The sequence below is a fragment of the Methylobacterium endophyticum genome, assembly GCF_050591105.1.
Lineage (GTDB): Bacteria > Pseudomonadota > Alphaproteobacteria > Rhizobiales > Beijerinckiaceae > Methylobacterium.
Genome location: NZ_JBNHES010000021.1, coordinates 1 through 13,774, shown reverse-complemented (window position 1 = coordinate 13,774; position 13,774 = coordinate 1). Strand labels below are relative to the sequence as shown.

Sequence of the window (13,774 nt, the reverse complement as noted above, 5' to 3'; positions counted from 1 at the left end):
AGCCGCGTTGTGCAGCCCCTATTCAGCGCGGCGGGCTTAAGAACACGGGCACGCTGAACATCAGCGTCCCCGCCCGGTGCCCGCCTTCGCGATGAACACCATCCTGATCAAGCTGTTCGCGACGGCCCTGACGCTCAGCCAGGTGACGACGCATCCCGAGAGCGTGCGCACGAGCTTCGATGCCGCCAAGGACGGCCCCGAAGTGGTGCGCATCCTGCGCGAGGGCTGCGCCCATATGCGAAAAGCCTTCGACATCGAGGACATCAACCTCGACGAGCTTATTTCCACCGCGATGGAGGACCCGAGCGCGGTGGCGGGGCCCGGCGCGCCCAAGCTCCTGCACGGGCTCGACATCAACGAGCTGAACACGAGCTACAAGCAGTTCTGCAAGGGCGAGAGCCCGCAGAACTCCCCCTTCGACGCCGCCGAGGTGATCGCCTTCTACAACAAGGCCGCCACCGACCTGCCCTCGGCCGAGGCGCTCCGCGACATCAAGCTGCCCGGCGCCAGCATCATCCTCGACCAGTCGGGAAAGCCCTTCTCCGAGACCTTCGAGGCCAATGGCCGGCGCCTGGTGGTGCCGATCGAATCCGTGCCGCCGCTGGTGCGGAAGGCCTTCATCGCGGCCGAGGACAAGCGCTTCGAGAGCCACCACGGCATCGACGAGCGCGGCGTCATCCGCGCCTTCATCGGCAACCTCGCCTCGCCGGGGCGCCCGGCCGGCGGCTCGACCATCACGCAGCAGGTGGTCAAGAACCTCTCGGTCGGCGACGACGTCACCTACGAGCGCAAGATCCGCGAGATGATCGTGGCGTCGCGCCTGGAGCGCATCCTCGGCAAGCCGCAGATCCTCGGGCTCTACCTCAACGGGATCTATCTCGGCCGGGGCGCCTACGGCCTCGAGATGGCGGCCCGGAACTATTTCGGGAAATCGGTGGGCGCGCTGACGCTGCCCGAGGCGGCGCTGCTCGCCGGCATGCCGAAGGGCCCGAACTTCTACAGCCCCGACAAGTATCCCGACCGCGCCCGCGAGCGCCGCGCCTACGTGCTCTCCCGGCTGAAGGAAGAGGGCGCCATCACGGAGGCCGAGATGGCCGACGCCGTGAAGGCCGATCTCGGCCTCAAGCCCGTCGAGACGGCGCGGCGCGATTCGGGGCTCTACGCGGTGGAGTATCTCAACCGCGAGGCGCGCACCTTCGCCGGCCTCGACTCCCTCACCGCCTCCTCCTTCACGGTGCGCTCGACGCTGAACGCCGGCCTCCAGCGGGCGGTGGAGGGAGCGCTCCAGGACGGGCTGGCGAACTACGAGCGCGGCACCGGCCGCCAGACATTCGCCGGCCCCGAGCTCAACCTCGCCGACAGCGTGAGGCGGATCCAGGCGGCGATCCCCGCCCCGGAAGCCTCCCCCCAGGCGGCGCCGACCGTCACCGGCGCCGAGGCGAAGGCCGCTGGCACAAGTCCCGCCGCAGCGAGCCCCGCCGCTCCGAAACCCGCCTCCGCGAAAAAGATCGCGGCCGCCCAGCCGAAGGCGCCGGCCCAAAAACCCGTCTGGCTGCGCGCGCTCGAGAGTGCCCGGCCGGTGCTCTACGACGTGCATTGGCCGCTCGCGGTGGTGCTCGAATCCGGGCGCGGCGCGGTGAAGGTCGGCCTCGCGGACGGGCGGATCGCCACCCTCGATCCGGGCATCGCGCGCGGCAAGCTCGCGCTCTACGACGTGGTGCGCGTGAAGCTGCGCGAGGGGCGCGGAGCCTTGCGCGCCGAGATCCGGGTGCGCCCGAGCGTCCAGGGGGCGGCGCTGGTGATGGAGAACCGCACCGGGCGCATCCTCGCCATGGCGGGCGGCTTCTCCTATCCGGCGAGCCAGCTCAACCGCGTCACCCAGGCCGTGCGCCAGCCTGGCTCGACCCTGAAGCCGCTGACCTATCTCGCCGCGCTGAACGCGGGGCTCCAGCCCAACACCCTGGTGATGGATTCCGCCGTCACCCTGCCGCCCATCGGCGGGATCGGTGCGTCCTGGTCGCCCAAGAACTACGACGGCGGCGGCTCCGGCCCGACGACCCTCCGGCGCGGCCTCGAATTCTCGAAGAACCTCGTCACCGCGCGCCTGCTCCAGGGGGGCATCGCCGAGAAGGCGCCGGCGAGCCTCCAGCGGGTCTGCGACATCGCCCTCGAAGCCCAGATCTACGCCGCCTGCGAGCCCTATTATCCCTTCGTGCTCGGCGCCCAGCCGGTGCGGATGCTCGACCTCGCCGGCTTCTACGCGGCGGTGGCCAACGAAGGCGCCCGGCCGGCGCCCTACGCCCTCGAATCCATCGAGCAGAACGGCCGGAGCGTCTATGCGCACGCGGCCCGCGAGCCGGTGCGCATCGGCTCGGCCGACCGGGTGGCCTTCTACCAGCTCAAGACCATGCTCCAGGGCGTGACCCAGCACGGCACCGCCGCCGCGCTGTCGCGGTTCTCGTCATCGCTCGCCGGCAAGACCGGCACCTCGGAGGACGAGAACGACGCCTGGTTTGCCGGCTTCACCAACGAGATCACCGTCGTGGTCTGGGTCGGCTACGACAACGCCGCCGGCACCCGCCGGACCCTGGGGCGCGGCCAGACCGGCGGCCATGTCTCGGTGCCGATCGCGGGCGCGATCCTCCAGGCCGCCTGGGCCAACGGGGTGCCGCGCACGCCGCTCGCCCCGCCCTCCCCCGAGGCGCGCCGCTTCCTCGTCGACCGGACGGTGGACGCGCGCAGCGGGCAGGTCGGCGCCGGCGGCTTCGTCGAGCATTTCCGCTCCACGGGCGACGGGCGCGTCGCCGACACGCAGTACCGCCTCGTCCCGCGCGAGACGCTCTATGCGATGCGGCCCGATTCCGAGGACGGCGACGTCGCCTTCGGGGGCTCGGAGGACGGCGCCGACACGAACGGCGACTATGCCGGCACCATGCCGCGCGAGCGGGGAGGCGATTTCCTCGATCCGTTCGGCGAGCGCCGCCCGTCCGCGCCGCGCCGCCGGCAGGCGGAGGGCGAGGGGGACGGCTACCGCCCCTGGCCCGGCACCACCCGCTCGCCCTTCGGCGACGACGAGCCCGCCGCCCGTCCGCGCCGGCGCGATCCGGACTACCTGTTCGGCGACGAACCGCGCTACTGAGCGCGCCCTCCCCTCCCCGTTGCAACCGTCAGACCCGAGGCCCGCGACGTGCCCCAGCAGAGTCCTGCCCGTTCGTCCCTGCGTCCCGCCCTTCTGCTCGCGACGATCCTCGCCCTCGCCGGCGGGAGCTTCGGCGCCGCCGCCGTGGAGGGCATGAAGCAGCAGGAGCCGGCCGCCACCGACCGCATCCGCGACGTGCCCTCCGTCGGGGCCGTCGATCCGGCCGGCTTGAAGCCGGGCGCGATCCTGTTCACGGACCACCGCGACAGCTCCTCCGCCCCCGAGAACGGCCTCGTGCCCTTCACCGACTGGAGCGCCTTGCGCCCGGCGGAAGCCGCCGCGCTGATGCCCTATCCCGGCTACAAGGAGCCGGACTACACGGTGACGCTGAACGGCGTCTCGAAGCCCCGGCACGAGGCGCTGAAGGTCTACGTGGCCGAGGGGCGCTTCGTGGTGCCCCGGCCGCCGGAGGCCATCGACCTGTCGCGCTACGCCAATCTCGGCTTCGTCCAGGCCATGGACCCGCAGATCCGGCACAAGCTCATCGCCCCCGCCGACGCCACCCCGACGAAGGACCCGGCCGCCGCCTTCGCAAGGCGCCCCGACCGGCCCTGGTGCGCGGAGGGCAGCACCTGCATCGAGTCGCGCTACGATCTCGAGGGCAAGCTGCCGCTCGGCGTGAAGCTCGCCAACAAGCTCGAGGAGGGCGGCGCCAAGAAGATCGCTGAGTTCGTCTCGTTCCAGAGCGAGCTGCGGGCGGTGCCCCCGGCCGAGGCCGCGCCGCTCTCCGCGCTCACGAAGGTCGACACCGCCGTGACCGGCGCGCTGGAGCAGCGCATCTTCTGGGTGAACCAGATCCTGCGCTTCGGCACCTTCCTCGCGGTGTTCCAGCCGATGCCGGGCGATCCCACGAAGACGGTGGTGACGACCTACATGGCGCTCGCCATCAAGGCCGACGTGCTCGACCGCAAGGCCGAATACGCCCGCGTGCCGGTGCTGAAGAACCTGCTGCCGGCCCAGGTGCTGATGGGCAAGTCGAGCTTCAACACCGGAAGCTCGATCAGCGCCGGGCTGCCCACCTACGCCCGCAACCGCGTCTCGGCGCTGGCGGACGCGCTCTCGAAACGGTGAGGTCCCCGCTCGTTGCCGATGCCCTGACGCTCGGGGCATCGGCGTTCCGCCGCATACGGGGAATGCGCGATACGGGCGGCGGCGCGCGGTCGCGCTCCCCGCGTCGCGGGATGGCCGCGCGGGGGCGCCGGCCTCAGTTCCCGCGATTGGCGATCGAGGGCAGGCTCGGCTGGGTGTATTGCCGGTTCACGTCGCGGCGCATCTGGGTGCCGTTGGTGTCCGAGGAGCGGCGGAAATTGTCGGCGCTGAACTGCTCGGCATAGCCGCTGCTGGCGCCCGGATCGTTGGCGCAGGCGGCGAGGCCGAGGGCGGACCCGGCGGCGAGCGCGGCGGCGAGGAGGGACTTCAGGCGCATCGGAAAAACCCGTCGTGACCGAGGAAACGTCTCGGCCGGTGGTTCTGCCGCTTGGCCCCTCCCGTCAAGCCGGCGATGCGTAGTCTTACTCCCGTTGATGCAAGGTGATGTCCGGCGGCCACGCAAAACTCACCATTGCGCAGTGTTTCCGTCGATGGACCATGGCAATCGTGTGGAGCCGGACGGGTCCGCGCTGGTCAACCGGCCGCAATTCGGCGATGACTTCACCCATGAGCAACGTGGTTCCCTTCCGCAGACGCCCGCCGCCGGCGCAGCTCGCGCGCTGCGAGGTCGTCGCCGTGGCCGGAGATCTGCTCGACATCCTCGAACAGCTCGAGGGATTGAGCGCGCGCGCCGCCGCCATGAGCCGACCCGCCCTCGAGGTGGAGCGCACGGTGCGGCACGTCCTCGAAGCGGTGGGCGCCGTCGAGCGCGCGCTCGACTGCATCGGCGAGGGCGACGAGGCGGCGCCGGGCCGGTAGTCCCGCTCGCGATCGCGTGATCGCGCCGGGAACCCTTGACCTTGAGCATTCGTTAAGCTTCGACCCGACGCGAGTATGCGGGCTTCCGGGAGGATTCCATGACGGCACGGACGCATCGCACGCGCGGGCGCGCCCTTCTCATGGCCGCCGCGGGATGCCTGATCGCGATGCCCTCGGCCGGCGTGCTGGCCCAGGACGGCGGCGATTTCTTCCAGCGTCTGTTCGGCGTCGCCCCGAGGCCGGTGGAGGCGGTGGCGCCCTCGGCCGGTCCGGGCGCTTCGCCGTATCGCTCCCGCCGCCGGGCGGCGGTCCGGCGTCCGCACTCGCGCTACGCCGCCCTCGGCCAGGGCGAGCCGCTGAGCTTGCGCATCACCGACCGGCAGGCGCCCCTCGACATGAAGGCCGGGCCGGTCGCGGCGCTGATGAAGGACGAGACCCTGCGCCCCGGCGACATCGTCATCCTCAAGACCGGCGCCCGCGTGTTCACGGGGGAGCGCGAGAAGACGCACGATCTGGCCGATTTCGAGCCCGTCGACCGCTCCTCCCTGGTTTCCCGCAAGACCCGCGCGCTGCTGGCCGCGATGATCGCGCCGCGCGGCGCGCTGCCGGTGGACGAGGCCCGCAGGCTGGCGGCTTCCCTCAAGCGGATCGGTCCCAAGCCGGCGGCCGACGCGCCCGTCGCGGCGGAGGCGCGCGCCATGCGCGTCATCAACCCCTGGAACGCAGCCGAGGCCCGCTGAGGGCCTGACCGCCGTTCAGGTGCTGGCGACCCCCGAGAGGCTCGCCCAGATCGTCCCGTAATGGCAGGCGGTGCCGAACAGGACGAAGGCGTGCCAGATCGCGTTCTGGAACGGCAGCGTCCGCCAGACGTGGAAGATCACCCCCAGCGAATAGAGCACGCCGCCGACGGCGAGCAGCCACAGCGCGGTCGGCTGCAACGCCGCGATGACGGATTCATAGGCGAGCAGGCCGCTCCATCCGAGCAGCAGGTAGAGCCCGATGGACAGGCGGTCGAACCGGCCCGGCATCAGCAGCTTGATGGCGATGCCGATGCCCGCGACGATCCAGATGAAGGCGAGGAGCGCATAGGCCGTCGCCCCGGTGCCGACGAGGGCGACGAGGGGCGTGTAGGTTCCCGCGATCATCAGGTAGATGAGAGCGTGGTCGGCCCGGCGCAGGAGCCATTTGCGCGGGCTCACCGGATGCAGGTTGTAGATGGCCGAAACACCGAGTATCGAGACCAGGGCCGCCGCGTAGATCGCTACCGCCGCGCGGGCCTCCCAGCCGAGATGCGCCGCCGCCGCCGTGACGATCAGGGCCGCCGCTCCGGCGAGGCCGAGGGCCACGCCCAGACAGTGGATCACCCCGTCCGCGACGATCTCCCGGCGCGTATAGTGCCAGGTTAGACCAAGGGGCCGTCCATCCGTATCCAGGAACATCTCTGCCTCCTGCATGTGGCAAAGAGTAATACGCTCGTCTCCAAGATGTTCCTTCGGCAGATTGCGGATATGCGCCCGATGCGAGGATGTTTGTTGATAAGGTGAAGACGGGCGCTCCTGTCCGTTCATGCCCGGCGTCCCGCGAGCGCCTCGAAGCCGAACGGCACCATCGGCCGCCCCGGCGCGGCGGCGAGCGCCCGGACGCCGCGACTGAGGCGGGCATGGACGACGCACATGGTCAGCACCGCCATGGCGAAGACCTGATGGGCGAGCGCCGCGTGGAGCGGCACGGCGAGGAGCAACGTCGCGATGCCGAGCGCCGCTTGTGCAAGGACGAGGACGGCGATCCCCCTGGCCCGCCGCGCGGTCCCGCTGCCGGGCATGCGGAGGCTGGCGTCGAGGGCGTGCAGCACCGCGACGGCGACGAGCAGATAGGCCGTCATGCGGTGGTTGAACTGCACGAGCGTGAGGTTGTCGACGAGGTTCTCGACGAGCGGGCGCACCGCGAACAGCGTGTCGAGCGGCGGAACGAGCATGCCGTCCATGGTCGGCCAGGTGTTGTAGAGGAGGCCCGCATGGGAGCCGGCGACGAGCCCTCCAAGAAAGATCTGTGCCAGCACCAGCACCGGCAGGGCATAGGCTGTCCGGCGCAGGCGGGCCGGCGCGCGGATGGCGGGCCGCCCGCGCTCCCCCGCCGCGAGCCAGACCAGCCCGCACAGGATCAGGCTCGCCAGGGTCAGGTGGATCGCGAGCTTCAGGGGCGCCACGGCGGTCATGCCGGGCTGGAGCCCGGAGGCGACCATGATCCAGCCGACGGCGCCCTGGAGCCCGCCCAGCAGGCCGAGTCCGACGAGGGCGAGGCCGAGGCGCCTGTTCAGCCGCCCCCGCCACCAGAACCAGGCCAGCGGCAGGAAGAAGACCAGCCCGACGACGCGCCCGAGCAGCCGATGCCCCCATTCCCAGGCATAGAGAACCTTGAAGTCGGAGAGCCCGAGGCCCTGGTTGAGGATGCGGTACTGGGGCGTGTCGCGGTACTTCTCGAACTCCGCCGCCCAGGCTTGCGCGGAGAGCGGGGGCAGCGCTCCGGTGACGGGGCGCCATTCGGTGATGGAGAGCCCCGAGCCCGTCAGCCGCGTCGCGCCGCCGACCGCGACCATCGCCACCACCAGCGCGGCCAGGACATAGAGCCAGACGCGCACGCCGCTCCGGCGATCGGGGGCGGCGGGTGCGGGGGAGACGGGCAGGTCGGTCACGCTGGGGGCGGCTTCGCGAAGGAGGTCGGGTCCGGTCCGTGGTAGGCAAAGCCCGGCGGCGGGGCAACGCCCGCCTCTGCGGCACCGGCGCGCGCGGATCCGGCGCGCGGATCTCCGGGGAGCCGGATTGTCTTCCGCCGCGCCCTGGCCTAGCCCGGAGCGGCCGCCGGGACATCAGGACCTAGACACAGCATGCGCCGCCGCACCCGGACCCTTCTCGGGACGATCGCCATCCTCGGCTTCGTCATCGTCTACGCGCCGCTCGCCATGGCGCTCGCCGACAGCCGCATCGCCGAGACGCCGCCGCCCGTGCAGACGGTGATCTACTGCATCCTCGGCATCGCCTGGATCTTCCCGCTGATGCCGGTGATCCGCTGGATGGAGCGACCGGACGCCTGAAAGGCCCTCGTTTTCGCCGCAGTCCGGGACGAGAACCGGGGCGATTGCCGTATCCCCCGCGTCAGGCCGCCGATCCCCCCTCCATGACCAGCCCCCTCAGGTTCTCCCTCGCCGCGCTCTGCGGGGTCGTCGTCCTCGGCTCGGGCGCCGCGCTCGCCGTGCCGCGCTCCGTCTCGGACTGCGAGAGCCTCAAGAACGACCTCGCCTACAACCAGTGCCTCGCCATGTTCGGGCCCGAGGCCAGGAACGTCGGCGGCGGGGATGGCGGCGGCGGGGGAGCGCCGATGGCGACGGCCTCGGCCTCGGCCAGCGCCGCCGATCCGGTGGCCGCCGAGCCGGCGGTGGAAAGCCGGCGCGGTAGGCGCGGGCGCTCCCGCTACACCCGGCGCGGGCGGCAGGTCGCGGCCTTCGCCATCACCGAGGAGACGCCGCGCTTCCGCCGGCGCCGGCACTGAGACCTCACCCGACGTCGAGCCGCCTGAGGCGGTTCCAGGCCAGGAACGGCACCCCCGAGAGCAGGCCGGCAAGCGCCGCCTCCGACTGGTGCAGCCCGTTCACGGAGACGCGCGGCAGCGCGTGGAGATGGGCGGCATGCCCGGCGAAGAGATGGCCGGGCCGCGTGGTGACGGCGGTGGCAAAGCCCTGCTCCCGCGCCATGGCGAACTCGCGTGGCCCCGCCGAGGTCGGATCGCCCACCGGATAGGACAGGTGGCGCACCGGGCGCCCGGTCTCGGCCTCGATCCGCGCCCGGCTCTCGCCGATCTCGCGGGCCGCCGTCTCGGCGCCGTGCTTGGCGAGCATCGGATGGCTGAGCGTATGGGCGCCGATCGTCACCGCCGGATCGCGGCCGAGGGCGCGGAGCTCGTCCCAGGTCAGGCAGAGCTCGGCCGCGACCCCGCCCTCCGCGAACCCCGCCTGCCGGCAGAGCCGGGCGATGCCTGAGAGCAGCGCCGCCTCCGGCCCCCGGCGCAGGGCGCCGTAGACCGCATCGAAGGCCGCCGCCTTCTCGTCGGCGGACCGGGCGGGCAGGTCGAGGGCCTCGGGGCCCGGCAGCACCACGCGGTCGAGCCGGCCGATGGCGCGCTCCAGCTCGATCCACCACAGCCGCCCGCGCCGGTCGGCGAAATCGGCGGTGACGAACAGGGTCCAGGGAGCGCCGTGCCGGCGCAGGACCGGCGCGGCGTGGACGAGGTTGTCGCGATAGCCGTCGTCGAAGGTGAGCACCGCGAAGGGGGCCGCACGGGACGCCGCGAGGCGCTCGGGCAGCGCGTCGAGGCCGATGAGATCGAATCCGCGCGCCCGCAGCGCCGTCAGCACGGCGTCGAGGAAGGCCGGCGTGATCGCCAGCAGCCCATTGGGATCGAAGGCGCCCGGAGGCTCCGGCCGGACATGGTGGAAAGTGAGGATCAGCCCGCGCCCCCGCGCCACGGGCGCCAGCCAGCGATCCGCCCGCGCGGCGCTGATCGCGGCGAACCCGGCCCCGATCAGCCGGTGCTTCGTGCGGGACGAGGGCATGGCGCGGGCCTTCTCCGGCGCAAGGGTGGCGCCCCCGTTGCTAGCCCCGCGACCGACAAGGTTTCGTTACCCAAGGCCGCAGATCGTGGTCGTCGGCATACGCCGATTTAGGCTCGGGCGCGTTAAGCGGGTCTCTCTGAACGGTCTTCGGGGGACGGGATGTCGGTGGGCGTGACCGGGGTATCGGGCATGGTCGGGGCCGGGACACGCGCAGCGGATCGTGCGAGCGCCGAGATCCTGCCCGATCTCGCCGCCGCCGAGGCGCTCTGGCGCGGGCTCGACGCGGCGCCGGGACGCCTCGGCACGCCCTATCAGCGCTTCGACTGGGTGAGCGCCTATGCGCGCTCGGGGGCCGCCGACGGCGCGATCCGCGTCGCGGTGGTGCGCGATGCCGGCGGCCAGCCGCGCCTGCTGCTGCCCCTGGAGATCGCCCGCGCGCGCGGGCTCACCGTGGCGCGCGGGTGCGGGGCCACGCATGCGAATTTCCACCTGCCCCTGTTCGCCTCGCGTGAGGCGGCGGCGATCGGCGCGGAGGATCTGGTCCACGCCCTGGTGCTCGCGGGGCGGGCGGCGGGGATCGACGTCTACGACCTCGCCCAGCAGCCCCGAAGCTGGGAGGGCGCGATCAATCCGCTGGCGCTGCGGGGCGAGCCGGCGGCGAGCGACGCCTACGGCATGATGCTCGGCCCCGATGCCGATGCCACCCTGAAGCGCGCCTTCAGCGCCGACGCGCGCAAGAAGCTGCGCTCCAAGGAGAAACGGCTGACGGAGGCGCTCGGCCCCCTCGCCTATCGCCGCGCCGGGACGCCGGAGGAGGCGCGCGCGATCCTCGCCGCCTTCCACGAGCAGAAGGCGGCGCGCTTCGCCGCGATGGGCATCGCCGACCCCTACGCGCCGCCGCCGATCCGCGACTTCCTGGCGCGGGCCGCCGAGGGCGCCGATCCCACGATCGAGCTGCACGCCCTGGTGTCGCAGGAGAGCGGCCGGGTGCTCGCGACCTTCATCGGCGCCGTCGACGCCACCCGCTACAGCGGCATGGCGACCTCCTACGATCCCTCGCCGGAGGTCTCCCGCTACAGCCCTGGCGACCTCCTGCTCCATCATCTCGTGCGCGAGCAGACGGAGCGCGGCCGCCGCGCCCTCGATCTCGGCGTCGGCGAGGCGCGCTACAAGGCGAGCGTCTGCGACGAGACCATCGAGCTCGTCGATATCGTCATCCCCGTCACCCTGCGAGGACGCCTCTACGGTCTCGTGGCGACCGCGCGGACCCGGCTGAAGCGCCGGATCAAGCGCAGCACGCGGTGCTACGCCCTGGTCGTGAAGCTGCGCCGGATGGCGCGCCGGTAGCGGCTTCCCGCTCGCCCTCAGGCGGCGGAACGCTGCGGGGGCGCCGTCTCGGCGGCCGTGGCGACGGTGTCGCTCGCCACCAGCACCTGGCCCGCGCCGGCCTTCTCGGCGAGGCCGTAGAGCGTGACGAGGCGCGGATCGTCGGCCTTGGCGTCCGAGACCAGGACGACGCCGTCCATATGCGCCGCCACCGCCTCTAGCAGGGCTTCTCCGTCCTCGACGCCGGCATCCATCGCACAGACGACCCAGGGGTAGGCTTCCGGCAGCGCCTCCAGGCAGATCGCCAGCGCCTGCGGCTCCTCCAGCAGCACCGCCATCTCGACGAAGCCGCGCTCGACCCGGTGCAGCCGCGAGCGTCCGACCGGGTGGATGACGTGCACGAAGTCGACATCGCCCGCGACGAGGTCGGTCAGGCCCGGCCTGTCCAGATGCGAGGGTTCGCCGGCGAGGTCGACATGCAGCGCTGCGCCCCGCTCAGCGAGCGCGCGGGCCAGGGTCTCGCCGAGACCGCCGTTCCCGGCGGCGCGGTCCTGCGTCTCGACCACCAGGACCGTGCGGCCGACGCCGCGGCGGGGGCCGTCCGCGAGGCGCCCGATCAGGGCGTCGAGATCGAAGGGCGCGTCGGGCTCCGGCGTGGCGGCCGGCTCCGGCTGTGCAGGCATGGGCTGCGGCGGCGCGGCGGCCGGCATGGCCTGTTCGACGGGCGGGGCCGCTTCCGGCGCGATCGTGCCGCGCAGGGCCGAGGCGATGCGGGGCATCTCCTCCTCGCGCACGGGCGGCGGCCCCGCCTCGGGGAAGGCGAAGGGCGCGGGCTCGATCCGCGCGGCCGGCCGGCCGGTCACGACGTCCGCCTCGTCCTCCTCGCCGCGCTTGCGCGCCGCCGTGGGAGCGGGCTCGGCCAGGAGATGGCGGCCCATGACGGCGCCCATCGCCAGCAGGAAGGCGAGCAGGGTCGAGAAGCCGACGATCGGCAGCTTCTTCGGGAAGGAGGGCAGGTCCGGCGTGATCGCGCGCGAGACGACGCGGGCATCGGCCGGCACCACGCTCTCGCCGTCGCGGGCGGCGGCCTCGCGGAAGCGGGAGAGGTAGGATTCGAGCTGCTCGCGCTGGGCCTTGGCCTCGCGCTCGAGCGCCCGGAGCTGGATCTCGCTGGTGTTGCCCTTGGCGACGACGTCGCTCTGGCCGGTGACGGCGGCCTGGAGACTCTCGACCCGCGAACCCGCGATCTTGGAGTCGTTCTCCAGGGTGCGCACGATGCGCTCGGCCGCCGACTTGATCTGCCCGTCGAGCTCGGCCACCTGCGCGGTCAGCTCCTTGATGCGCGGATGCGCCGGCAGCAGCGTGCGCGATTCGAGGGCGAGCTGCGAGCGCAGGGCGATGCGGCTCTCCACCGTGCGGCGGATCAGCTCGTTGTTGGCGACGTCCGGGATCTCGAAGGCGCGCCCGTCCTTGATCATGTCCTTGATGGCCTTGACCCGGCCCGAGAGCTCCGCCTGGACGGCGCGGGCCTGCGAGAGCTGGCTCGACAATTCGCCGAGCTGCTGGCCGGTGAGCGGCTGGTTCAGGGCGTTGCCGGAGCCGATCAGCCCGCTGCGCGCCCGGTAGGCCTCGACCTTGGCCTCCGCCTCGGCCACGCGCCGGCGCAGGGTCTCGATGTTGCCGCCGAGCCAGCTCGTGGCGTGGCGGGCGGTGTCGACCTTCGCCGCGTCGAGGGAGGCGATGTAGAGCTCGGCCACCGTGTTGGCGGCCTTCGCGGCAAGTTCCGCGTCCCGCGAGCGGAACTCGACGGCGAGGATGCGCGACTTGCCGGCGGGGTAGACCAGCAGCCGGTCGAAATAGGCTTCCAGCACCCGGTCCTCGGCCGGCCGGTCGAGACCGCTCTTGCCGAGGCCGAGCAGCATCATCGCGCTGCGGAGCGGGCCCGCGCCCTCCACGCTGGGGTCGAATTCGGGGTTGCCGACGAGCTTCAGCCGGCGGATCGCCTCCCGCGCGATGTCGCGGGACATGGCCACCTGCACCTGGCTCGCCACCGCCTGCTCGTCGATCTGCGGGAGCACGTCGCCGCGCTCTCCGGCCGAGCGGGTATAGGCCGTCTCGCGGTTCTCCAGCAGCAGCTTGGTCTCACCCGTGTAGCGCGGCGGGACCACCTGCACGAAGGCCACGGAGGCCGCCGCCGCCGCGAGGGTCGGCAGCGCGATCCAGGCCCAGGAGCGGCGCAGCACGCGCCCGAGATCGCCCACGGCGAGACCCTCGGTCGAGGCCGCCGGGGGCCGGAAGGCGGTGGGCGCGGTGCGGGGCATGACGCGGTCTCTACGCAAGGCATCGACTCGAAGAAGCGGCCGGGTGCCGCATCGCGCCATCAGACATCGTTAAGGTTGACTGCGGGTTAAGGGCTGGAAGCGGCCCCGCAGCCCCTTTCGGGACGACAGGTTTCCTTAACCATATCCGCCTAAATCTCCGCCTCAGCGGACAATCACGGCGGACAATCGGTGATGAACCGGCGGGCACTCCTTCTTGCACTCACATCGAGCCTCGCGCTCGGCGGCTGCCTGCGACCCGATTACCGGACGGCGCAGCTCGACGCGACGGCGACCGGATCAATCGGCGGACGCTACACCCTGTCGGCCGGCGACAAGCTGCGCGTCATCGTGTTCGGCCAGGACAACCTCTCGAACATCTACGCCGTCGACGGCGGCGGCCGCATCGCCATGCCG

Annotated in this window: 13 protein-coding genes; 8 read left to right on the top strand and 5 right to left on the bottom strand. The window is 72.3% G+C overall.

The genetic code is table 11. The annotated features are described in order from the left end of the window. Window positions 1-91 precede the first annotated feature (91 nt). Complete coding sequence (locus ACP56T_RS19135) at window positions 92-3,139, top strand: penicillin-binding protein 1A (RefSeq protein WP_430913766.1); 3,048 nt, start codon at window positions 92-94, stop codon at window positions 3,137-3,139. Between the two features lie 48 nt (window positions 3,140-3,187). Next, the gene (locus tag ACP56T_RS19130; RefSeq protein WP_430913765.1) at window positions 3,188-4,270 is read left to right on the top strand and encodes a hypothetical protein; all 1,083 of its coding nucleotides are present in this window, start codon (window positions 3,188-3,190) and stop codon (window positions 4,268-4,270) included. 133 nt (window positions 4,271-4,403) lie between these two features. Here ACP56T_RS19130 and ACP56T_RS19125 read toward each other — a convergent pair whose 3' ends face one another. Further along, window positions 4,404-4,625, bottom strand: coding sequence for a hypothetical protein (locus ACP56T_RS19125; RefSeq protein ID WP_430913764.1), 222 nt, complete (start codon window positions 4,623-4,625; stop codon window positions 4,404-4,406). A 230-nt stretch (window positions 4,626-4,855) separates the two neighbouring features. On the opposite strand from ACP56T_RS19125, the gene ACP56T_RS19120 reads away from it, so the two are divergent. Further along, entirely contained in the window at window positions 4,856-5,107 is a 252-nt protein-coding gene (locus ACP56T_RS19120; protein ID WP_430913763.1) for a hypothetical protein, read from the top strand. Between the two features lie 98 nt (window positions 5,108-5,205). Beyond that, the gene (locus ACP56T_RS19115; RefSeq protein WP_430913762.1) at window positions 5,206-5,847 is read left to right on the top strand and encodes a hypothetical protein; all 642 of its coding nucleotides are present in this window, start codon (window positions 5,206-5,208) and stop codon (window positions 5,845-5,847) included. Between the two features lie 15 nt (window positions 5,848-5,862). Here ACP56T_RS19115 and trhA read toward each other — a convergent pair whose 3' ends face one another. Beyond that, window positions 5,863-6,546: a PAQR family membrane homeostasis protein TrhA gene (trhA, locus tag ACP56T_RS19110; RefSeq protein ID WP_430913761.1), complete on the bottom strand. Its 684-nt coding sequence runs from the start codon at window positions 6,544-6,546 to the stop codon at window positions 5,863-5,865. Window positions 6,547-6,671: 125 nt separating this feature from the next. After that, window positions 6,672-7,799: a COX15/CtaA family protein gene (locus tag ACP56T_RS19105; RefSeq protein WP_430913759.1), complete on the bottom strand. Its 1,128-nt coding sequence runs from the start codon at window positions 7,797-7,799 to the stop codon at window positions 6,672-6,674. Window positions 7,800-7,991: 192 nt separating this feature from the next. Between ACP56T_RS19105 and ACP56T_RS19100 the strand changes: the two genes are divergently transcribed. Both ACP56T_RS19100 and ACP56T_RS19095 read left to right on the top strand, forming a co-directional pair. Then, on the top strand, window positions 7,992-8,198 hold the full coding sequence (locus tag ACP56T_RS19100) for a DUF2842 domain-containing protein (RefSeq protein ID WP_430913758.1): 207 nt from the start codon (window positions 7,992-7,994) through the stop codon (window positions 8,196-8,198). 83 nt (window positions 8,199-8,281) lie between these two features. Further along, the gene (locus ACP56T_RS19095) at window positions 8,282-8,653 is read left to right on the top strand and encodes a hypothetical protein (protein ID WP_430913757.1); all 372 of its coding nucleotides are present in this window, start codon (window positions 8,282-8,284) and stop codon (window positions 8,651-8,653) included. Between the two features lie 4 nt (window positions 8,654-8,657). Here the strand turns inward: ACP56T_RS19095 and ACP56T_RS19090 are convergent, their stop codons facing one another. Then, window positions 8,658-9,713 (bottom strand): polysaccharide deacetylase family protein, encoded by a 1,056-nt coding sequence (locus ACP56T_RS19090; RefSeq protein ID WP_430913756.1) that lies wholly within the window; start codon window positions 9,711-9,713, stop codon window positions 8,658-8,660. Window positions 9,714-9,872: 159 nt separating this feature from the next. Here ACP56T_RS19090 and ACP56T_RS19085 point away from each other — a divergent pair, with 159 nt between their 5' ends. Further along, entirely contained in the window at window positions 9,873-11,060 is a 1,188-nt protein-coding gene (locus ACP56T_RS19085) for a GNAT family N-acetyltransferase (RefSeq protein ID WP_430913755.1), read from the top strand. A 17-nt stretch (window positions 11,061-11,077) separates the two neighbouring features. Here the strand turns inward: ACP56T_RS19085 and ACP56T_RS19080 are convergent, their stop codons facing one another. Then, the gene (locus tag ACP56T_RS19080) at window positions 11,078-13,360 is read right to left on the bottom strand and encodes a GumC family protein (protein ID WP_430913754.1); all 2,283 of its coding nucleotides are present in this window, start codon (window positions 13,358-13,360) and stop codon (window positions 11,078-11,080) included. A 192-nt stretch (window positions 13,361-13,552) separates the two neighbouring features. Between ACP56T_RS19080 and ACP56T_RS19075 the strand changes: the two genes are divergently transcribed. After that, window positions 13,553-13,774, top strand: a 222-nt coding sequence (locus ACP56T_RS19075) for a polysaccharide biosynthesis/export family protein (RefSeq protein WP_430913753.1), incomplete at its 3' end; no start/stop codon positions are given.

Excerpts from the sequence above, each read along its gene's own strand:
- ACP56T_RS19135 (WP_430913766.1), top strand. The coding sequence starts at position 92 with ATGAACACCATCCTGATCAAGCTGTTCGCGACGGCCCTGACGCTCAGC.
- ACP56T_RS19125 (WP_430913764.1), bottom strand. The coding sequence starts at position 4,625 with ATGCGCCTGAAGTCCCTCCTCGCCGCCGCGCTCGCCGCCGGGTCCGCC.
- ACP56T_RS19120 (WP_430913763.1), top strand. The coding sequence starts at position 4,856 with ATGAGCAACGTGGTTCCCTTCCGCAGACGCCCGCCGCCGGCGCAGCTC.
- ACP56T_RS19115 (WP_430913762.1), top strand. The coding sequence starts at position 5,206 with ATGACGGCACGGACGCATCGCACGCGCGGGCGCGCCCTTCTCATGGCC.
- trhA (WP_430913761.1), bottom strand. The coding sequence starts at position 6,546 with ATGTTCCTGGATACGGATGGACGGCCCCTTGGTCTAACCTGGCACTAT.
- ACP56T_RS19100 (WP_430913758.1), top strand. The coding sequence starts at position 7,992 with ATGCGCCGCCGCACCCGGACCCTTCTCGGGACGATCGCCATCCTCGGC.
- ACP56T_RS19095 (WP_430913757.1), top strand. The coding sequence starts at position 8,282 with ATGACCAGCCCCCTCAGGTTCTCCCTCGCCGCGCTCTGCGGGGTCGTC.
- ACP56T_RS19090 (WP_430913756.1), bottom strand. The coding sequence starts at position 9,713 with ATGCCCTCGTCCCGCACGAAGCACCGGCTGATCGGGGCCGGGTTCGCC.
- ACP56T_RS19085 (WP_430913755.1), top strand. The coding sequence starts at position 9,873 with ATGTCGGTGGGCGTGACCGGGGTATCGGGCATGGTCGGGGCCGGGACA.
- ACP56T_RS19080 (WP_430913754.1), bottom strand. The coding sequence starts at position 13,360 with ATGCCCCGCACCGCGCCCACCGCCTTCCGGCCCCCGGCGGCCTCGACC.